17 protein-coding genes are annotated in these 20271 nt (G+C 67.0%); 8 read left to right on the plus strand and 9 right to left on the minus strand.

The window, feature by feature from the left end:
* The first annotated feature begins 110 nt into the window (after nt 1–110).
* Nucleotides 111–554: a cytochrome c3 family protein gene (locus G7Y54_RS05345; protein ID WP_165078253.1), complete on the plus strand. Its 444-nt coding sequence runs from the start codon at nt 111–113 to the stop codon at nt 552–554.
* 200 nt (nt 555–754) lie between these two features.
* Here G7Y54_RS05345 and htpG read toward each other — a convergent pair whose 3' ends face one another.
* A complete protein-coding gene (htpG, locus tag G7Y54_RS05350) occupies nt 755–2701 on the minus strand; it encodes a molecular chaperone HtpG (RefSeq protein ID WP_165078254.1) in 1947 nt (648 codons plus the stop codon).
* Nucleotides 2702–2903: 202 nt separating this feature from the next.
* Here htpG and lepA point away from each other — a divergent pair, with 202 nt between their 5' ends.
* The gene (lepA, locus tag G7Y54_RS05355) at nt 2904–4709 is read left to right on the plus strand and encodes a translation elongation factor 4 (protein WP_165078255.1); all 1806 of its coding nucleotides are present in this window, start codon (nt 2904–2906) and stop codon (nt 4707–4709) included.
* A 1-nt stretch (nt 4710) separates the two neighbouring features.
* On the opposite strand, the gene G7Y54_RS05360 is transcribed toward lepA, so the two are convergent.
* Together G7Y54_RS05360 and G7Y54_RS05365 are read right to left on the minus strand one after the other, a co-directional pair.
* Nucleotides 4711–4959 (minus strand): molecular chaperone DnaJ, encoded by a 249-nt coding sequence (locus G7Y54_RS05360; RefSeq protein ID WP_165078256.1) that lies wholly within the window; start codon nt 4957–4959, stop codon nt 4711–4713.
* Nucleotides 4960–5037: 78 nt separating this feature from the next.
* The gene (locus G7Y54_RS05365; RefSeq protein WP_165078257.1) at nt 5038–6528 is read right to left on the minus strand and encodes a hypothetical protein; all 1491 of its coding nucleotides are present in this window, start codon (nt 6526–6528) and stop codon (nt 5038–5040) included.
* Between the two features lie 325 nt (nt 6529–6853).
* Here G7Y54_RS05365 and rpsL point away from each other — a divergent pair, with 325 nt between their 5' ends.
* The 3 genes from rpsL (at nt 6854) to fusA (ending at nt 10060) form a co-directional block, all read left to right on the plus strand.
* Nucleotides 6854–7225 (plus strand): 30S ribosomal protein S12, encoded by a 372-nt coding sequence (gene rpsL, locus G7Y54_RS05370; RefSeq protein ID WP_165078258.1) that lies wholly within the window; start codon nt 6854–6856, stop codon nt 7223–7225.
* Between the two features lie 161 nt (nt 7226–7386).
* The gene (gene rpsG, locus G7Y54_RS05375; RefSeq protein WP_165078259.1) at nt 7387–7857 is read left to right on the plus strand and encodes a 30S ribosomal protein S7; all 471 of its coding nucleotides are present in this window, start codon (nt 7387–7389) and stop codon (nt 7855–7857) included.
* A 124-nt stretch (nt 7858–7981) separates the two neighbouring features.
* Nucleotides 7982–10060: an elongation factor G gene (fusA, locus tag G7Y54_RS05380; protein ID WP_165078260.1), complete on the plus strand. Its 2079-nt coding sequence runs from the start codon at nt 7982–7984 to the stop codon at nt 10058–10060.
* A gap of 124 nt (nt 10061–10184) precedes the next feature.
* On the opposite strand, the gene G7Y54_RS05385 is transcribed toward fusA, so the two are convergent.
* Nucleotides 10185–11903, minus strand: coding sequence for a glutamine--tRNA ligase/YqeY domain fusion protein (locus tag G7Y54_RS05385; RefSeq protein ID WP_165078261.1), 1719 nt, complete (start codon nt 11901–11903; stop codon nt 10185–10187).
* A 287-nt stretch (nt 11904–12190) separates the two neighbouring features.
* Here G7Y54_RS05385 and G7Y54_RS05390 point away from each other — a divergent pair, with 287 nt between their 5' ends.
* The 3 genes from G7Y54_RS05390 to G7Y54_RS05400 all read left to right on the plus strand — a co-directional run bounded on the left by G7Y54_RS05390 (nt 12191) and on the right by G7Y54_RS05400 (nt 14444).
* Nucleotides 12191–13456, plus strand: coding sequence for an AMP-binding protein (locus G7Y54_RS05390; RefSeq protein WP_165078262.1), 1266 nt, complete (start codon nt 12191–12193; stop codon nt 13454–13456).
* A 204-nt stretch (nt 13457–13660) separates the two neighbouring features.
* Nucleotides 13661–14035 carry a hypothetical protein gene (locus G7Y54_RS05395; protein ID WP_165078263.1) on the plus strand — a complete coding sequence of 125 codons (375 nt, stop codon included), beginning with the start codon at nt 13661–13663 and terminating at the stop codon, nt 14033–14035.
* 28 nt (nt 14036–14063) lie between these two features.
* Nucleotides 14064–14444, plus strand: coding sequence for a RidA family protein (locus tag G7Y54_RS05400; protein ID WP_165078264.1), 381 nt, complete (start codon nt 14064–14066; stop codon nt 14442–14444).
* A 63-nt stretch (nt 14445–14507) separates the two neighbouring features.
* Here the strand turns inward: G7Y54_RS05400 and G7Y54_RS05405 are convergent, their stop codons facing one another.
* From G7Y54_RS05405 to G7Y54_RS05425, 5 genes are read right to left on the minus strand one after another with little or no spacing between them, the layout of a single operon-like run.
* Entirely contained in the window at nt 14508–15083 is a 576-nt protein-coding gene (locus G7Y54_RS05405; protein WP_165078265.1) for a hypothetical protein, read from the minus strand.
* Entirely contained in the window at nt 15074–15574 is a 501-nt protein-coding gene (locus tag G7Y54_RS05410; RefSeq protein WP_165078266.1) for a GNAT family N-acetyltransferase, read from the minus strand. Before G7Y54_RS05410 ends, G7Y54_RS05405 begins: the two co-directional genes overlap by 10 nt.
* A 23-nt stretch (nt 15575–15597) precedes the next feature.
* The gene (locus G7Y54_RS05415) at nt 15598–17661 is read right to left on the minus strand and encodes a hypothetical protein (protein ID WP_165078267.1); all 2064 of its coding nucleotides are present in this window, start codon (nt 17659–17661) and stop codon (nt 15598–15600) included.
* Complete coding sequence (locus G7Y54_RS12595) at nt 17652–19658, minus strand: phage tail assembly chaperone (RefSeq protein ID WP_241159383.1); 2007 nt, start codon at nt 19656–19658, stop codon at nt 17652–17654. The genes G7Y54_RS05415 and G7Y54_RS12595 overlap by 10 nt, the downstream gene beginning before the upstream one ends.
* On the minus strand, nt 19655–20257 hold the full coding sequence (locus tag G7Y54_RS05425) for a hypothetical protein (protein ID WP_165078268.1): 603 nt from the start codon (nt 20255–20257) through the stop codon (nt 19655–19657). The genes G7Y54_RS12595 and G7Y54_RS05425 overlap by 4 nt, the downstream gene beginning before the upstream one ends.
* Nucleotides 20258–20271: the final 14 nt, after the last annotated feature.

Consider the following 20271-nt stretch of genomic DNA (forward strand, 5'->3'; position numbering starts at 1 on the left):
GCCATAATGGGCGCCGGGCCGTCTGGCGCGACGCTTTGCCCGGCTGCCCAGGCCCGTGCGTGGCCGCGGAGCGCCCCGGCGCGCTGAAACCCTCTAGCCGAGGAGCGAAGATGAAATCTCTCTGCATCGGGCTCTGCGCCCCTGTTCTCGTGATCCTTGTGCTCGGAGCCGCGGCTTCGGGCGCGTACGGCAAAAACCTCCTGGACCTGGGTGAGCCCATGGAGCTGGATGCGGGCAAGTCGCCGCGGATGTATGTGACCTTCAACCACAGCTCGCACAAGAAGATCGCCTGCCGCACCTGCCATCACGAGGGCCTGCCCGGCAACCGCTACGCCGCCTGCACCAACGAGGAGTGCCACTCCCTCCCCGGGCCTTCCGAACGCGACCCCATGAGCGTCTACATGGCCTACCACGCGCCGGATACCGACCGCTCCTGTTACGGCTGCCACAAGAAGCTCGCCGGCAAGTATCCCAATTTCAAGGGCTGCCAGCCCTGCCACATGACGCCGCAGGGCAAGAAGCTGGCCGCGGAAAAGGCGGCCGCCAAGAAATAGCGCCCGGGACGCTCCGGGGCCGGACATTTCTCGGCCCCGGCTCCAGCAAAACCTCTGCAAAAAACAGCCCCTTTCCCCGCCAGTCGCGGCCGGGAAAGGGGCTTTTCGTTTCACGGGGCGCCCCCGGTGCGGGGGCAATCTTCAACCGGTTCGCGCCCCCGGGAACTCGCGCCCCAAAGGCTTGCGCCCAAAGGCTCGTTCTAGATCTTCTTCACTTCCACATACCAGGCAGCGGCCTCGGTGAGCAGGCGGTTCTCACGCGTGGCCAGAGCCTGCGGGTCCTTGAGGTAGCCGTCCAGCAGGAGGCAGCTGTCAAAGAGGTTCTGGGTCATGTCGGAGAGCACCCTGTCCTCGCGGTCGGCCTTGAAGATGGTGAGCATGCTGCGCAACAGCGGATGGTCGCGGTTGACCTCCAGCACCTTGACGGGCAGGGAGTCGTCCTTGTTCATCACCTTGAGCAGCTTTTCCATGGAGGCCGTCATGCCACCGTCGGGCGAGACGAGCACGGCCGGGCTGTCGGCGAGGCGGCGCGAGACGCGCACTTCCGTCACCTTGTCGCCCAAAATCTCCTTCATGCGGGCCATGAGGCCGTCGAAAGAGGTGGAATCGTCCTCGGAGAGCGGGGCCACCTCCTCGGGCTTCTCCTTGTCCTCGAAGGCGGCCAGCGCGTCGTCCCCCGCGGTCTCCACGGCCTTGAACTCCCAGTCCTTGTAGGAGCCGAGGCCGTCCATGACGAACTCGTCCACGGGCTCGAAGAGGAAGAGCGCCTCGATGCCCTTCTTTTTGAAGATCTCCATGTGCGGGTTGAGACGCGCGGCCTCGCGGTTGGGAGCCGTCACATACCAGATGGTCTTCTGGCCCTCGGGCGCGCGGGCCATGTAGTCGTCGAGGCTCGTCAGGGCCTCGGCGTCGGGCAGCGCCGAGGAGTTGAAGCGCAACAGCGCGGCCACGCGCTCGCGGTTGACGAAATCATGGTAGCCCAGCTTGAAGACCTTGCCGTGCAGCCGCCAGAAGCGGTTGTACTTCTCCACGTCGTCGCGGGCCATGGCCTCGAGATGGGAGAGGGTCTGCTTGACGATGACCTGGTTGATCTTGCGCAGGATGATGTTTTCCTGAAGCGTCTCGCGCGAGATGTTGAGCGGCAGGTCCTCGGTGTCCACCACGCCCTTGAGGAAGGCCAGGTATTCGGGGATGAGCTCCTTGTTGCGGTGCTGGATGAGCACCCGGCGCGCGTAGAGGTCAAGGCCCCAGTAGTCGCGGTCGGCCCCGAAGAAGTCCATGCTCGAGTCGGGGATGAAGAGCAGGGCCGTGAACTGCACGGGCACGTCCACGGCGATGTGCTCCACGTCCAGCGGGTCCTTGCCGTCATAGGTGATGGCCTTGTAAAAGGCGGCGTAGTCCTCTTTTTTCACACTGGTCTTGGGCTCGCGCCAGAGCGCGGGCTGGGTGTTCACGCGCTCGCCGTCCACGAAAATGGGGAAGGGCACGAAGGCCGAATGCTTGCGGATGGCCGACTCCACGCGGAATTTCTCGGCATATTCGAGGCAGTCGTCCTTGAGGTGGGCGGTGATGACGGTGCCGCGCACGGGCTCGGACGCCGTGCTTTCCTCCACCGTGTAGGTGCCGAGGCCGTCGCTCGTCCACACATGGGCGGGAACGTCCTCATTGCCGAAGGCCGGGCGCGAGGTGACCTCCACCTTGTCGGCCACCATGAACACGGAATAGAAGCCCACGCCGAAACGGCCGATGATGCTGGCCGCGTCCGCAGTGGCCGCGGCCTCCTCGCCTCCGGGGTTTTTCGCGTTCTCGGCGGCGAGGTCGGCCAGAAAGGCCTCGGAGCCGGACTTGGCGATGGTGCCGAGGTTTTCCGCCAGCTCCTCGGCGGTCATGCCGAGGCCGGTGTCCGCGATGGTCAGGGTCTTGGCGTCTTTATCGAGCGTGATGCGGATTTCCAGCGGCAGGTCGGGGTGGCGCGGCGTCTCGCCGCGGTTGACGCGGAAGCGCAGCTTGTCCAGCGCGTCCGAGGCATTGGAGATGAGCTCGCGCAGGAAGATCTCGCGGTTGGTGTAGAGCGAATGGGTGAGGATATTGAGAACCTTGCGCACTTCGGCGCGGAACTGGCGTTTTTTCTTGCCGTTTTCGGCCATGGGGAACCTCCTTGGGTGATGCCGCCGGCCTCCGGGCCCGGCGGCGGAAGGGCGAACGCCCTTGAAGAGAATTAAGCCCGGCCGGGGCGGCGTCAAGGGCCGGGAGGGGCAGCCACCTTGGCCGCCAGCGCCGGCCGGCGTGGACTTTGGGCCGGCCTTGGGATAGGATATTGCGCCAATCGCCCAAGCGCAGGAAGGTTCCATGATCCCCCAGAGCCGCATCCGCAATTTCTGCATCATCGCCCACATCGACCACGGCAAGTCCACCCTGGCCGACCGCATCCTCGAGCTCACCCGCGTGGTGAGCGCGCGCGAGGCGCGGGAGCAGTATCTCGACCGCATGGACCTCGAGCGCGAGCGCGGCATCACCATCAAGGCCCAGACCGTGCGCATCCCCTACACCGCGGCGGACGGACAGGAATACGAGCTCAACCTCATCGACACCCCGGGCCATGTGGACTTTCACTACGAGGTCTCGCGTTCGCTGGCGGCCTGCGAGGGGGCGCTGCTCGTGGTGGACGCCACCCAGGGCGTGGAGGCCCAGACCCTCGGCAATGTCTACCTCGCGCTGGACCATGACCACGAGATCGTGCCCGTGCTCAACAAGATCGACCTCCCGAGCGCCGACCCGGCCCGGGTGCGCGGCGAAATAGAGGAGGGCATCGGGCTCGACTGCGCGGGCGCGCTGGAGGTCTCGGCCAAGACCGGCCTTGGCGTGGACGCGGTGCTCGAGGCCATCATCGAGCGCCTGCCCCCGCCGGACGGCGACCGCGAGGCGCCGCTCAAGGCGCTCATCTTCGATTCGTGGTATGACAGCTACCAGGGCGTGGTGACGCTTTTCCGCGTCATGGACGGGCGCATCCGCAAGGGCGACCGCATCCGGCTCATGAGCACGGGCAAGGAATACGAGGCCCTGCGCCTCGGCGTGTTCTCGCCCGAGGCCGTGGACGTGGAGGAGCTCGCGGCCGGCGAGGTGGGCTTTCTCTCCGGCTCCATCAAGGAGCTCGGCGACGCGCGCGTGGGCGACACCATCACCCTCGCCAGCCGGCCCGCGGACGAGTCCGTGCCCGGCTTCAAGGAGGTCAAGCCCGTGGTCTTTTGCGGGCTCTACCCCACGGAGTCGGACGAATACGAAAACCTCAAGGCCGCGCTGGAAAAGCTCCAGCTCAACGACGCGGCCTTCAGCTTCGAGCCCGAGACCTCGCAGGCCCTGGGCTTCGGCTTCCGCTGCGGCTTTCTCGGGCTCCTGCACATGGAAATCATCCAGGAGCGGCTCGAGCGCGAGTTCGAGGTGGGCCTCATCGCCACCGCGCCCTCGGTCATCTACAAGGTGGAGACCACGGACGGGCAGACCCTCGAAATCGACAACCCGAGCCGCCTGCCCGACCCCTCGAAAATCCGCGCGCTCTACGAACCGTATGTGCGCATGGATATCCACGTGCCCAACGAATATGTGGGCAATGTGATGAAGCTCTGCGAGGAGAAGCGGGGCGAGCAGAAAAATCTCCACTACCTCGCCGCCAACCGCGTGGTGGTGACCTATGAATTGCCCTTCGCCGAAATCGTCTACGACTTTTTCGATAGGCTCAAGTCCGTGACGCGGGGCTATGCCTCCATGGATTACGAGCCCGTGGACTACCGCCCCTCCGACCTCGTGCGCCTCGACATCCTGCTCAACGGCGAGCCCGTGGACGCCCTGGCCGTCATCGTGCACCGCGAGCGCGCCTATCCCTACGGCCGGGGCCTCGCGCTCAAGCTCAAGCGCACCATCCCGCGCCAGCTCTTCCAGGTGGCCATCCAGGCGGCCATCGGCCAGAAGATCATCGCCCGCGAGACCGTTTCGGCCTTTCGCAAGGATGTCACCGCCAAGTGCTATGGCGGCGACATCACCCGCAAGCGCAAGCTGCTGGAAAAACAGAAGGAAGGCAAGAAGCGCATGAAGCGCATGGGCAATGTGGAGCTTCCGCAGGAGGCCTTCCTCGCGGCGCTGAAAGTGGGGGACGAGTAGGCTAGAACAGGTAGCCCGGCCTCCACTCGCCCGACATGTCGCCGCATTCCGGGCAGGGCAGGCTGTTGCCGCACACCGTGCAACTCGGCGGCGTAAAGCGGCCCACGCCAGCGCAGCGGCCGCAGGGCGCGCCGTCCTTCTCGCTCACGCCGTTGCCGCGGCAGTCCGGGCAGAGGGAAGTGGACTGCCCGTTCCAGCAGGCGCCGCAGGAAAGGCGGCCGGAGCCGCCGCAGGTTTCGCAAATGGGCATGGGGTCTCCTTGTGGGATTTGCAGGGGCGCAGGCTGTGGAAAGCGCGGGCCGGCCCCCATTCATGTGCCTGGTCCAGCTCAGCGCGCACAGTACAGTCTCGCGGCCTTTTCCTCAAGAACCAGCACGATGAGCCCGGCCTCCGCGTCAATCAGCAGGGCGCCCGGTTTCGGCCAGGCCGGTGCCTGCTCCAGAAAGCCCCTGTGTCGCGCACACACCGTATCGCGCGCACCCGTGAAGTTCCCGAAATCCAGTTGTGGCGCAATATAGTTGAAGATCTCGGCGAAATTTCTCCCCAGATGCTGCGGCCGCTGGAGCTCCAGCGTGCCGTGCCCGTAGCCCGGCCAGAAGCGATTCCCGAAAGCCGGGCGCTCACCTAGGGCGAGGATGCGCCAGGAGCGGCCGGCGTCAAAGGCCGGCGCGGCCTCGATGCGCGCGAGCATCCGGTTGACATAGAAGAGGTCGGCGTCGATGGTGATCTTCCACACCTGCAGCGCCCGCGCGTCGCTACCCATGCTGAGGATGACGAGCAGCGCGGCAGCTGCGGTGAAGAGGCGCCCCCAAAGGCCGCCCGCGCCGAGCGCGACTGTGGCGCAAAAGCTGAGGATGAAGGGCGCGGAATAGTAGTCCATCCGCAAATTGCCGGTATTGGCCGACGCATCGCCCGAAATATAGGCGGCCACATTGTTGGTCAGCACGAGCGCGGCGATGAGCAGCAGGCGCAGGACGAAAACGCCCACAGGGATCGGCCCGAGGCGTGGGGCGTGGTAACGCGCGGCCGCTTTTTCCGGGCGCGCGAGCAGCAGGACGAAGCCCGCGAGGCAGATACAGGAAAACAGGGCCTTGAACAGTCGGTTCATGGGCGGCTGGGTCTGCCAGAAACAGGCCACGGAGGCCTTGAGCTGGGGCAGGAGGTTTTTCAGGAAGGCCCCGGCCCCGGCCAGCTGGTTATTGTAAAAGGGCTGCACGGGGAGCACGAATTTTATCATCAGGACATAGATGACGAGCGCCGCCGCAAATGCGCCGCCATAGCGGAAAAGCGGGACTTTTTCAGCGCGGGCGGACCAGCACAGCAGCAGGATGAGCAACACTGTCCAGAAGGTATTGACGATGCACTGGTTGACACCGAGCGCAAAACCAAACAACACAACGGCAAGCAGGAGAGATGCCTTCCCCTTGGCATGCACGCAGAAATTCGCGCCGAGCAAAAAACAACACAGGGCCACATTTTCGCCGATACCCGCGCCCTCATAATAGAGGCGCCCCAGCAACGTGGGGGAAAGGACGAACAACAGCAGGACGAGCAGGAACGACCGCCCCCGTATCTCCCGTGACGCAGGCAAAAGCGTGAGAAAGAGAACCCCGGCGGCGAACCAGGCGAGGAGGCTGAAACACGGCGTCAGCACGGGCAGGTAGAAGCCCTGCCACACCTGAAGCGGCAGAAAAGCGAAGGGCCGGGATTGCCACGTCTTGGCGTAGCCGAGCACGGGAGAGAAAATCATCCCCCAGTCGTGGTTGCCAAACAGGAAATTGCAGATAAAGAAGGCATAGACGAGAAAAAAGATCGCCAAGGCCCAAAGGATCTCACGCCTGCGCGCAGAGAGCGTGCTTTTCAGCCGAGAGAGAGAGAGAGAGAGAGAGAGAGAGAGAGAGAGAGAGAGAGAATTTCGGGGCGCATGGGGCTTCTCCTGAAAAAACGCCTGGGCGAAGTGATACGGAAGCGGAAACGCCGCTGTCAAGGTAAAGGTCAGTCCGCCGCCCCTGCGGCCGGGCGTATGAGGCGCGTCCCCCCACGCAGCGGGTTTTCTCACGCGGCGCGGCTTGACAGGGCCGCGCCCATCCAGTACAACCTTGCCCCTGTCTCAGTGTCCAGACCCACATTTTTTGGAGGAATCCATGCCCACCATCAATCAGCTCATCCACACCGAGCGCGAGCCGGTGGTGAAGCGCAAGAAGACGCCGGCCCTGCAGGGCTGCCCGCAGAAGCGCGGCGTCTGCACCCGCGTGTACACCACCACCCCGAAAAAGCCGAACTCGGCCCTGCGCAAGGTCGCCCGCGTGCGCCTGACCAACGGCATCGAAGTGACCGCCTACATCCCCGGCGAGGGCCACAACCTGCAGGAGCACTCCGTGGTGCTCATCCGCGGCGGCCGCGTCAAGGACCTTCCCGGCGTGCGCTACCACATCATCCGCGGCACGCTCGACGCCTCCGGCGTGGCCGACCGCCGCAAGAGTCGTTCCAAGTACGGCACCAAGCGGCCCAAGTAGTTCGCGGCGGAAATCCGCCCTTCCCGGCCCGGGCGTGCGCCCGGCCAGAACCAGAAGCCCTGTGGGCGTGCGCCATGCGCCGCGCCACGGCAGCCGCGCAAGCGGCGCCGGCGCGTCGCGGGGTTGGTGGCGCCCAGTGAGGGAATGAAAGGAGAAACCCCATGCCACGCAAAGGCCCTGTCCCCAAGAGGGAGATTTTGCCCGATCCGCTCTACAACAGCCGCCTTGTCACCAAGTTCGTGAACCGGCTCATGTATGACGGCAAGAAGGGCGCGGCGGAAAAGATTTTCTACAGCGCGCTGGACACGCTCGCCGAAAAGACCGGCGAGGATCCCATGCGCGCCTTCGAGAAGGCGCTCGACAACGTGAAGCCCCACATGGAGGTCAAGGCGCGCCGGGTGGGCGGCGCGACCTATCAGGTCCCCATGGAGGTGCGCCCCGAGCGCCAGGTCTCGCTGGCCATCCGCTGGCTCATCAACTATGCCCGCTCGCGCGGGGAAAAGGGCATGACCGCCAAGCTCTCCAACGAGCTGCTGGACGCCTGGAACGGCCGCGGCGGCGCGGTGAAAAAGCGTGAGGACACGCACCGCATGGCCGACGCCAACAAGGCTTTTGCCCACTACCGCTGGTAGCCGGGAGCGAACGCATCTGACGCCGCCGGGGCCGCATCCGCCAAGGATACCGCCCCGGCGTTGACTATCAAGGCGCCCCGCCAGCCGTTTTCAACGCCCTTTTTCGCCGCAGGGAGGAACCACCGTGGCACGCACCGTTCCCATAGACCATCAGCGCAATATCGGCATCATGGCCCATATTGACGCCGGCAAGACCACCACCACCGAGCGCATCCTCTATTACACCGGCGTCTCGCACAAGATCGGCGAGACCCATGACGGCGAATCCGTCATGGACTGGATGGAGCAGGAGCAGGAGCGCGGCATCACCATCACCTCGGCCGCCACCACCTGCTTCTGGAAGGACTGCCGCATCAACATCATCGACACCCCGGGCCACGTGGACTTCACCATCGAGGTCGAGCGCTCCCTGCGCGTGCTCGACGGCGCGGTCTGCGTGTTCGACGCCGTGGCCGGCGTGGAGCCCCAGTCCGAGACGGTGTGGCGCCAGGCCGACCGCTACCATGTGCCGCGCATCTGCTTCGTCAACAAGATGGACCGCATCGGCGCCAACTTCTTCCGCTGCGTGCAGATGATCCACGACCGCCTGGGCGCCAAGGCCGTGCCGCTGCAGCTCCCCATCGGGGCCGAGGACAAGTTCGAGGGCGTGGTCGACCTCGTGCGCGGCAAGGCCATCTATTACGACAAGAGCACCAAGGGCGCTGAGTTCAAGGTCACGGACGTGCCCGCCGACATGCGGGCGCTCTTCGAGGAAAAGCACCACGAGCTCATCGAGGCCGTGGCCGAGGAGGACGAGGCCCTGCTGGAGAAGTACCTCGGCGGCGAGACCCTCAGCGAGGACGAGATCATCTCCTGCATCCGCAAGGCCACCATCGCGCGCAACATCGTGCCCGTGCTCTGCGGCTCGGCCTTCCGCAACATGGGCGTCCAGCCGCTGCTCGACGCCGTGGTGGACTACCTGCCCTCGCCCGTGGACATCCCGCCCATGACCGGCCATGTGCCCGGCCATGACGACGAGATCATCGAGTGCTACTGCAGCGACAAGGAGCCGCTGGCGGGCCTCGTGTTCAAGCTCTTCTCCGACCCCTTCATCGGGCACCTCTCCTTCTTCCGCATCTATTCCGGCGTCATCGAGACGGGCATGAGCGCGCTCAACGCCAACACCGGCAAGAAGGAGCGCATCGGCCGCATCCTCAAGATGCACGCCAACAAGCGCGAGGACATCAAGTGGGCCGGCGCGGGCGACATCGTGGCCCTCGTGGGCCTCAAGAACGCCTCCACCGGCGACACGCTCTGCGACGAGAAGCGCCCGGTCATCCTCGAATCGCTCAACATCCCCGAGCCGGTCATCGAGGTGGCCATCGAGCCCAAGACCAAGGCCGACCGCGACGCGCTCTCGGCCGCGCTCGCCAAGCTCGCCAAGGAGGACCCCTCCTTCCGCGTCAAGGGCGACGAGGAGACCAACCAGACCCTCATCGCCGGCATGGGCGAGCTGCACCTCGAAATCATCGTCGACCGCCTGACGCGCGAGTTCAACGTCAACGCCAATGTGGGCAAGCCGCAGGTGGCCTACCGCGAGACCATCTCCAAGCCCTCCAAGTCGGACATGAAGCACGCCAAGCAGTCCGGCGGCCGCGGCCAGTACGGCCATTGCGTCATCGAGGTGGAGCCGAACCCGGGCAAGGGCTACGAGTTCGTCAACTCCATCACCGGCGGCGTCATCCCCAAGGAATACATCCCGGCCATCGACAAGGGCATCCAGGACGCCATGAAGTCCGGCGTGCTGGCGGGCTTCCCGGCGGTGGACCTCAAGGTCAACCTCGTCTTCGGCTCCTACCACGAGGTGGACTCGTCCGAGCAGGCCTTCTATGTGGCCGGCTCCATGGCCATCAAGGACGCCATGAACAAGGCCGCGCCGGTGCTGCTCGAGCCCATCATGGACGTGGAGGTGGTGACGCCCGAGGAATACCTCGGCGACGTTATGGGCGACCTCAACGGCCGCCGCGGCCGTGTGCAGAGCATGGAGGCTCGCGCCGGCGGCGCGCAGAGCGTGCGCGCGCAGGTGCCGCTCGCGTCCATGTTCGGCTACGCCACGGATTTGCGCTCACGCACCCAGGGCCGCGCCACCTTCACCATGCAGTTCGACCATTACGAGCGCGTGCCGCAGGCCCTCGCCGAGGAGATCCAGAAGGCCCGCGGCTAGACGCGGCCGGCTCACCGCGCATACGAAAAAGCCCCCGGCGACGGGGGCTTTTTTGCGGGCTCTGGCGAGGTATGCGTGGTGGCGGCTCCGGGCAGGCGCGCTAAGCGCCTTCCGAAAACATCCCCTATTCCCCCTTCTTCTCCAGCTTGGCCCAGGTGTCGCGCAGGGTGGCCGTGCGGTTGAACACCGGGAGCTCCTCCGTGCTGTCACTGTCCTTGCAGAAATAGCCCAGGCGCTCGAACTGCACGGTCTTGCCCGGTTCGAGGCGGGAAAGCGCGGGCTCCAGCCAGCCTTCGGTCACGGTGAGGGAATCGGGGTTCAGGTTGTCGATGAAAGTCCCGCCCTCCGGGGTCTTGTCCGGGTCGGGCACGGCGAAGAGCTGGCCGTAGAGGCGCACTTCGGCCTTGTGGGCGTGCGGCGCCGAGACCCAGTGCAGGGTGCCCTTGACCTTGCGGCCGTCCGGGCTCTGGCCCCCCCGGCTTTTCGGGTCATAGACGCAGCGCAGCTCCGTCACGTTGCCGTTTTCGTCCAGCAAGGCGTCGCGGCAGGTGATGAGATACGCGTGGCGCAGGCGCACCTCGGCGCCGGGCGAGAGGCGGTGGAACTTCTTGGGCGGCTCCAGCCGGAAGTCGTCCCGCTCGATATAGAGCTCGCGCGAGAAGGGCACCTTGCGGCTGCCGTAGCTCGCGTCCTCGGGGTGCCAGGGCATGTCCAGCTCTTCCACCTTGCCCTCGGGCCAGTTCTCGATGATGACGCGTACCGGGTCGAGCACGGCCATGGCGCGCGGGGCCACGGCGTTGAGCCGTTCGCGCACGCAATGCTCGAGCAGCGAATACTCCACCGTGGAGTCGGCCCTGGCCACGCCGATGCGCGAGCAGAAGTCGCGCAGGGCCTCGGGCGGCACGCCGCGGCGCCGAAGGCCGCTCAGGGTGGGCATGCGCGGGTCGTCCCAGCCCGCCACGTGGCCCTCGCGCACGAGCTGGATGAGCTTGCGCTTGGACAGGATGGTATAGGTCACGTTGAGGCGCGCGAACTCGATCTGCTGCGGATGGTAGACGCCGAGCGCGTCCAGCACCCAGTCATAGAGCTCGCGGTTGTTGACGAATTCCAGCGTGCAGAGCGAATGGGTGATGCCCTCCAGCGAGTCCGACAGGCAGTGGGCGTAATCGTACATGGGATAGATGCACCAGGCGTTGCCCGTGCGGTGGTGCGCCTCGTGGCGGATGCGGTAGAGCGTGGGGTCGCGCATGACGAGGTTCGGCGCGGCCATGTCGATTTTCGCGCGCAGCACCCGCGCCCCGTCCGGGAACTCGCCCGCGCGCATGCGCCGGAAGAGGTCGAGGTTTTCCTCCACGCCGCGGTTGCGCCAGGGGCTCTCCTTTCCGGGCTCGGTGAGCGTGCCGCGAAATTGGCGGATCTCGTCCGCCGAAAGGTCGTCCACATAGGCCTTGCCCCGGCGGATGAGCTCTTCCGCAAAGTCGTACAGCCGCTCGAAATAGTCCGAGGCGTAGAACTGCCGGTCGTCCCAGTGGCCGCCGAGCCATTCCACATCCTCGCGGATGGCGGCCACATATTCCGTTTCTTCCTTCACCGGGTTGGTGTCGTCAAAGCGCAGGTTGCACAGGCCCCCGTATTCCCCGGCCACGCCGAAATTGAGGCAGATGGACTTGGCGTGCCCGAGGTGCAGGTAGCCGTTGGGCTCCGGGGGAAAGCGCGTATGCACCACGCCCCCGAAGCGCCCGGAGGCCGCGTCCGCCTCGATGCGGGCGCGGATGAAGTCCGTACCGGGCCGGGAGGGGACTCCGGCCTGCTGCTCCTGGGTCGTGCTCTGCTGCGATTCCATGGGCGCTCCCAAAAAGGTGTGGGCCGCGAAAGTGCCAGCCCGTAACGGTGAAACCTAGCGCAGGCGCCCGCGGCGGTCAAATCCGCCCTTCCCTCCCCGCGCGCACGGGGGCACCCGATACCGCCGCGCCAAAATCTGCTCCAACACTGTGAAATATCAGGATAAATAAAAAAATGCTTGCTTTTTTACGGCGCAATGCGTACATATGACCATTCCGCCCCTCATTTCGCGTTTTTCGCCGGCAGCCGCAAGGGCCGCGGCTTCCCGCACCAGTGCCAGGAGATGTCATGACCCGCAAAGACCGCACCGAAGGCATCTACAGCCGCCGCGAGGTGCTCGACGAGAGCGAGCGCCGCCAGTACTGCCTCATCCAGTTGAAGGACCTTCTCTCCTACGCCTACCGCTATTCCGAAGATGTCAAGAAGCGCTTTGACCGCGCCCAGTTCAATGTCGAGAAGTTCAAGACCCTTTCGGACATCAAGCATATCCCCATCCTGAAGAAGAAGGAGCTCATCTTCCTCCAGTCCATGGGCCCGAGGCTCGGCGGCCTGCTCACCAAGGACATCGGCGAGCTCAAGCGCGTCTTCCTCTCGCCCGGCCCCATCTTCGACCCCGAAGACCGCGGCGAGGACTACTGGGGCTATACCGAGGCCTTCTATTCCGTGGGCTTCCGCCCGGGCGACGCGGTGCAAAACACTTTCAACTACCAGCTCACGCCGGCGGGACTGATGTTCGAGGAGCCCCTGCGCAACCTCGGCTGCGCGGTCATCCCGGCCGGCCCCACGGACGCGGGCACCCAGCTCGACATCATGCAGAAGCTGCGCGTCTGCGGCTATGTGGGCACGCCGAGCTTCCTCATGCACCTCGCGCAAAAGGCCGAGGAAAAGGGCCTCAACCTGCGCAAGGATCTCTTCCTCGAGGTGGCCTTCGTCACCGGCGAGCGGCTTTCCGAAAAAATGCGCTCGCAGATGGAGAAAAAGTACGACCTCATCATGCGCCAGGGCTACGGCACGGCGGACGTGGGCTGCATCGGCTACGAGTGCTTCCACAAGACGGGCCTGCACATCGCCAACCGCTGCTATGTGGAGATCTGCCACCCGGATACGGGCATCCCTCTCAAGGACGGCGAGGTGGGCGAGATCGTGGTCACGGCCTTCAACAAGACCTATCCGCTCATCCGGCTGGCCACGGGCGACCTCTCCTATATCGACCGCGGCCCCTGCGCCTGCGGCCGCACGAGCCCGCGCCTCGGCAGCATCGTGGGCCGCGTGGACACCACGGCGCGCATCATGGGCATGTTCGTCTACCCGCACCAGGTGGAGCAGGTCATGAGCCGCTTCGAGGAGATCAAGCGCTGGCAGATCGAGGTCACCAACCCCGGCGGCATCGACGAGATGACGCTCTTCATCGAGACGAGCGGCTTCAAGCGCGGCGAGGAGCTGCTGCACCAGTTCCGCGAGAAGATCAAGCTGCGCCCCGAGCTCAAGATCTTAGCACCCGGCAGCCTGCCGCCGCAGATCAGGCCCATCGAGGACAAGCGCCACTGGGATTAAACCGCGCCCGGGCCCGGGCCCCTTTGCCCTCCGCCTGTGTCAAAACGCCGTTTTGCTGCGGTCATGTACGAGAAGAGTACACCCCCTCCACAACACGGCGTTTTTCCTTGGCGGAGAACAAAATTGCCGCGGGCCTGAACGCGGTTGCGAATCGAGCGCAAAATCGGGAAAAACGCGAACTTCGGGAAAGCCGGGGGAGAGAGCATGAACAACGACATCACGCCTGTCATCGACTGGCTCAAGACGCGGCATGCGGCCATCATGGCCGACGAGGCCGAGGCGCTGGCCCGGCTCAAGGCCGGCGACACAAAAGGCTACAACGAAAAGATGCGCGCCAAGGCCGAGGCCGTGGCCGCGCTCGCCAAGGACGCGGCCCCGGTGCTCGCCGGCCTGCCGGAATCCTGGCGCGAGCCGGTCCTGCGCGGGCTCATGCGCTTTTCGCAAAGCGCGGCCATGGGCCTCAAGCTGGGCTCGGTGTTCTACATGTCGGCCCTGCTCTATCCCGATGACCACAAGCCCGGCGAGCCCGACAACCTCGGACTGTTCATCGAGGAGCTGGTGGCGGGGAAGCCCGCCTGAACGCCGCGCCGGGAGTAAAGGAAACAGCATGCCCATCACGAGATACGGAACGCCCGCCAAGCCCGGCGCCTTGCCCTTTGCCAAGGCCGTCAGCGCCGGCGGCTGGCTCTTCGTGAGCGGCCAGGTGCCGCGCGATGCCGAGGGCGAGATCGTCGAAGGCTCCATCACCGTGCAGACCACGGTGGCCCTCGAAAATCTCAAGGCAGCTGTGGAAGCGGCCGGCTATTCGCTGCGCGACGTAGTGCGCGTGTCCGTCTGGCTGGACGACCCGCGCGACTTCGCGGGCTTCAACAAGGTCTATGCCCGCTATTTCGAGGCCGAGCACGCCCCGGCGCGCGTCTGTGTGCAGGCGCGGATGATGAGCGACATCCGCGTGGAAGTGGACTGCGTGGCCTACAAGGAACCCTAGGGCAACGGGGGCGGGGGCGCGCCGTTGCCCCCGCCCCTTCAAATCATCCCGCAGCCCCTGTCCTCAGATACGCGGCCCCTGCACGCCGAGGCTGTAGAAATTGCGGCCCGTGCGGGCCGCGCCGTTGAGCAGGGTCGAGCGGATGCCGCCGAGATAGTCGGTCTCCGCCTTTTCCTTCAGGGCGCGGGCCTCCAGTTCCGAGGCCTGGGCCTGGTTGCGGTAGCCCCAGGCGCGCAGGTCCTGGTTATGCGCCGCGTCCTCCCCCTTTTGCCGCGCCGCCAGCGCGTCCAGCTCGCCGCGCTCCGCGGTGTCGAGCACGCGGTCGAGCGCCGCCCCTTCGTCCACGCGCGCCCCCGAGGCGCCGGCCTGCGCCCTCTGGGCGCCGATGAGCCGGGCCGCCTCCTGCCGCTTTTTGGCCGCGTTTTCCGCGCCTTCGCGCCGCTCGGCCGCGGCCTCGCTTTCCGCCGCCTGAGCGTTCTGCTCGGAGATGGCGGCCGAGCGCTGCGCGAGTTTTGCCTGGTACCGCGCCTGATCGCGCTGGGCCTGGGCCTGCCGGGCCGCGCCCACCACGCCGGCGGCTGTGCCTGTGAGCGCCATGGCGGCGCTGATGGCCGCGGCCGTTCCCGTGGCTATTGCCATGCTGTGCCTCCTGCTTTTACGAGCCGCTTGTGCCAGATGGTCTCGGTGTGCGTGGCGCCGAGGCGGCGGTACAGCGCCCCGCAGGGCCTGGAGGCCGGCGAGCTGTACTGGGCGAGGGCGGCCCCCCGCGCCGCCACCGCGGCCTCGGCGCTGCGCAAAAGCGCCAGCGCGTTGAGCCCGCGCCGGGCCTGCGGCGCCAGATAGAGCGCGTCCAGCGCGGCCACGGTCTCGCCCTTCAAATGCGGGCACGGCGCCAGCGTGAACACCGCATAACCCGCGAGGCGCCCCTCCCTGTCGCGCGCCGTGGTGATGCTGAGCATGCCCAGCCGCTCCAGCGCTGCATAGCGCTCCCCGTCCGGCGCATAGTCCGCGCCGCCGTGAAGCTCCGCCTCCACCTCGCGCCAGTGCGCGGCCGCGAGCTCCGCCGCCTCGCCGAGCACCCCCGCCCCTTCCTGCCGGAACACAAGACCCGGCGCCGCTTCGTCCTTCATGCCCATTCTCTCCCAGCCCCGCTTCACTGTTCCGCAAAATCCACATCCAGCATGAGGGCCGTGAGCCTAAAGGGCAGCGGCCTGTCCTGCACGATCCACAGGCTCGCCGCGCCTTCCGGCGTCCCCCCGGGGAAGAACTCCACATCGCCCGAAAAGGGCTCCACCGGCGCGCCCCAGGCCTCGGGCAAAAAGGGCAGGTCGTGCAGATCCTCGCGCGTGGGGCCGTACTTGCCGCCCACGCTGCGAAAGAGCCGCATGGCGCAGCGGCCAAAGGCGCGCATGCGCCCGAGGCTGCTCCCGTTCTGCATCTCGGCCTCCAGCGGCAGCGGCGACAGCGCGGACACATAGGCAAGCCCCGCCTGCACCACCCGCGCCGGATAGGGCAGCTCGATGGCGCCCTGCCGAACCACGCAGCCCTCCACCGGGCTCCCGTCGGCGAGCACCGCGAGCTCCCGGCCCTCGAGGTGGCCGAGGCCGGCCACCGTGGTTTCGGGCGTCTCGCGGCGCAGGGTGAGGCCGCAATCCACGAAGAAGGCCTCTTCCACGGGCGCGCTGTCGGGCCACTGGTCGGCCAGACGCTCGAGGAACCAGCGCTTCGTGCCCCCCGTCTCGCGCTCGACCACCAGAAAGAGCGTGTCGCCGCCCGCGCCCGGCACCGAGGCCACGGACCACACGTGGCCGTCGGTCATCTGGCGCGACCAGCCCCAGATGTCGTGCTCCTTCATATAGGTGAGGGCCAGCAAAAGGCCGTCATCGCGCACGGCCCAGATGGTGGAGCCGGGGCTCTGCTGGTAGGCCCACTGGCGCAAGGAATGGCCCTCGAAGAGATGCGGCGCGAGGATGGAGAGATCGTTGCCGGCGTAGCCGTCCTTTTCCAGCGAATAGAAGAGGTCGCGCACCCGGCTGCCGTGCCGCTGCACATGGAGGATTGAATTGCCGATGATGATGGGCGCAAGCCCGGCGCTCCCCCAGTAGGACTGGGCCGTAATGCTCACGTTGCTGGCCGTGATGGCGCCGCCGTCGCCGCCTGTCGCCTTGTATTCGCTCCCCGAGGTGCCGAGCAGAAGGTCGCCGAAGCTCGCCGCCCAGGTGATGGCGTCGATGGCGCCGGAGGCGATCTGGTATTCCACGGGGTCGTCGTCCTGGAGCGGGCGCGACTTGCGGAAATTCTCGAAATCCCCGCTGCGCGACATATAGAAGGCCTGCGGCGCGCGCGGCGTGGACGCGAGCACCATGCGCTGCTGGTGGAAGGCCACCACGGCCGGGTGGTTGCCGCCGGCGAAGGGCGCCCAGTCCTCCAGCGGTGTGTCGGCGGTGTCGGCCTCGTAGTTCTGGTCCGAGAAGCTGGTGCCCCGGGCCACGCCAATAAAACCGTAATAGCCCGCCTCCTCCCGGTAGACATTGTATTCCGCCGCGCCGGCCACGGCCTTCCAGGAGAGGGCGACGGCATTGCCCTGCACCCAGTCCGACGGGTGGCGCGCCCCCGTGACCGCCACGGCCGGCGACGGCAGGGACTGGCGGCCCGCCGCGTCCACGGCCGCCACCTTGTAGCGCAGGGTGAACGAGCCCGACGTGCCGGAAAAGCTGGCCGTGGGCGTGCCCGGCGCGGACAATGTGGTATTGAAGGCCACCTCTGCGAGGCTCCACGCGAAGGGATGGCCGCCGGCCGGCGACGCGGCATCGCTGCGCACCACCTTGTGCAGCGGGTGCTTGGGGTGCGCGAGATAGACCACGTCGCCCACCTGTGCGTGGCTTATGGCGTGCAGGTCGGCCGCGGCATAGGGCGTCGCGAGCGTGGGGAGGCCCGGCACGAGGCCGTCGGCGTCCGCTATCCGCAAGCTGCGCTCGCCGAAGACGAGCAGGAAGTTCTGGCCGGCCCCGGCGCTGAAACTGAAAGGCAGAAGCACCGAGGGGCCACCCAGCTCGGCGAGGAAGCGCGTGCCCGGCCGCCGCGCCGCGTCCCCATGCAGCCCGGGCAGCATGTTTTCGAGCGCCGCCAGCGAGTTGCGGTAGCGCGCGAGGTCATAGCGCGCGGAAAGCGTGGGCGCGATCTCGCCGCCGGTGAAGTTTTGCAGGGCTACGCGCATGAGGGGGCCCCCTCCTCCACTGCCTCCGCGGGCGCCACCTCGTCAGGGAGCGCCGGCCACGGTGTCAGCTCCCCGCCGCCGTCCCATGGGGCGCCCTCTTGCGCGGGCAGGTCGCGCAGGGCTTGGCGATAGCTGATGACGGCCGCGCGCTGCTCTTCTGTGATCGGATAGTCCGGGGCCACGAGATAGTCCGTGGCGGCGAGCTTGGCGTCCCGCGCGGCCCGCAAAAGCTCGAAGCGCCCGGGCTCGGTCTCCGGGCTGCCGAGCCAGGCCGCGTGTTCTTCCGCTGCCCTGGCTTCGCGGATTTCCGTCCAGGCCGCCTCGGTAATCAGCCCCTCGGCCAGCTTGGCCGGGGCATCCTCCTCGCGCCAGACCGACCCCTGGCCGGTCCCGGGGTCGTAGAGGTTGACGGTGGCCGGCTCGGGAGCCACGCGAACCGCCATGCGCCGGGCCATGAAGCGCGCGGGCGCCGCGCCCGCGGCCTTCGCCGGGTCATGCCAGCGCACGCGCACCGCCCCCTGATGCCCGGCCCCGGCACGGGGATTTCCAGAGGAATAGTAGGCCCCGCCGCCCGCGCCGTAAAAAGTGGCGGGATTCGGATTGAAATGGCCGATGCCACCGCCGGGGCCGCCGCCCGGGGCTTCCGCCGTCCTGTCCGCGGCGAGGGCCTGCAGCACGGGGGCGGCATACGCATTGCTGAATCGCGGGGAGCGGCCACCGAACGAGGTAATGCCCCCGGCAGCCGGATAAGCACTCGTGTTTGACGCCACTACGCCGGGGGAACCGGCGCCAATCGTCACGGCCGCGCTCTCCCCCTCCTCCAAATATACCAGAAAGGAGTCGAAAGCACCGGAAGCCCCTCCCACAACCTGCCGGATGGTTGCGGCTGTATTGGTGTACCCCCCAACGCCGCCGTTTATCAGCCACACCTCATACCACGACGCCACCGGCGCCGTGAAAGTGCCGCTCGCGGTGATCCACTGCTCGCTGTTGAGGAGAAGATGGCCGCCGAGCGCCGAAATGAGGCCGTCCTCGTCCACCATGGTGGTCACGCCGTCCGGCCGCATGATGCCGGGCTGTTCCTCCGTGGCCTTGTCAGCGGTGAGCATGTCCGTTTCGCCGTTTTCGCCGGCCTCGAGATGCAGCCCCGCGCCCACGCGGACGGCGCCGCGCCGCTCGGCCGTGGGCGGCTCGATGGCGATTTTCTGCGCGTTCTCGGCCCAGTGGCGCGCGGAATAACGCGGGTTGCCCTCCGCGTCATAGTCCACGGGCGTGTCCGGGGCCTTCTCCGCCCACTGGCGGGCGGCCGTCACCGCCGCCTGCTGGTCCGTCCTGTTGGCGGCCACGATGGCGTTCACCTTGGCGAGCTCCGCCTCCATGAGCGTGTTGGCCGCCTCGGCCTGGGCGATGGCAACGTCGCGCGCGTCCCTGGCCTCGCCCGCGCAGATGCAGGCCGCCTCGCGCTCTTGCGTGGCGATGGCGGCGCTCCCGGCTGCCGACTGGGCGGAATCCGCCGCGGCGGTGGCATTGGCCTGGGCGCTTAAGGCAGAAGCGGCGGACGAGGTGCGCGCGTCGCGAATGTCGGCCAGGAGGGCCTCGGGGCCGGCCTCGTCCGTGGGCTCCACCACCACGGCCCGGGCGAGGCGTTCCAGCAATTGCTGGCGCTCGGCCGTGGCCACGTCCAGCGCGGTCTCGATGACCTCCGGGTCGAAGCGCGTGCCGGTGATGAGGTCCACCTCCTGCACGAAGGGCATGTCGCGCATGATGGCCAGCTTCCAGCCCTCGGGGAGCGGCGCGCCGTTGTGCAGATAGCGCACCGTGCCGCCGCCCTCGTCCAGCTCGGCCGTCCAGCCCTCGGCCCCGCTGGTGACGCCCGCGGGCGAGGTGATGAGGACGGAAAGCTGGTCTTCCTCGAACACCTTGAAAAAGAAGGGAAATTCCACCGCCTGGCCATTGCCTGCATAGAGGGCGCGGCTCGCGCCGCGCGGCATGGTCATGCGACCTCCCGGCGGGCGGCGATCCAGGCGTCACCGGCGCGCGCCTTCCCGAGCTCTGCGGCGGCAGCTTCCCGGGCGCGCGGCAGGCTCTCGGCATAGAGCCTTTCGAGCTCGGCCACCTTCTGGCTGTTGTTCTTGAGCAGCGGCACGGCCACGAGCGAGGCCAGCCGGCGCGCCAGCGTGTGCGCGAAGAGGTCGTCAAAAAAGGCGCTCTGGCGCACGTCCGCCGTATAGAGCAAAAGCGCGCGCGAGGCGTCGGTCAGGAGGCAGGGCGCGCCGTCAGCGCCGTTTTGGGCGATGGTGAAGGGGCGCCTCCCGATGCCCTCGTGGCGCACCTCGTGGGCCTTGAGGCAGTCGCGCGGGAGCGCGTAGGCAAAACGGAACTCGGCCTCATAACCGGCCGGGAGCTGCTGGCGCCCGAGCCAGGCCCGGCGCTGGGCGAAACTCCACGGGAAGTCGCGCAACATCTGGCGGCGCGCCGAATCCCAGTAAAGGCGGCACTGGATGGCCTCGGGCGTGTTTTCGCGCTCGGAGGCCACGGTGCGCGCGCCCAGGAAGCCGAGGGCGTGGTTCCAGATGGAGATCTGGGTGATGGTCATGGAGCTCCTTTCCG

The organism is Desulfovibrio sp. ZJ746 (genome assembly GCF_011039155.1).
Lineage (GTDB): Bacteria > Desulfobacterota > Desulfovibrionia > Desulfovibrionales > Desulfovibrionaceae > Desulfovibrio.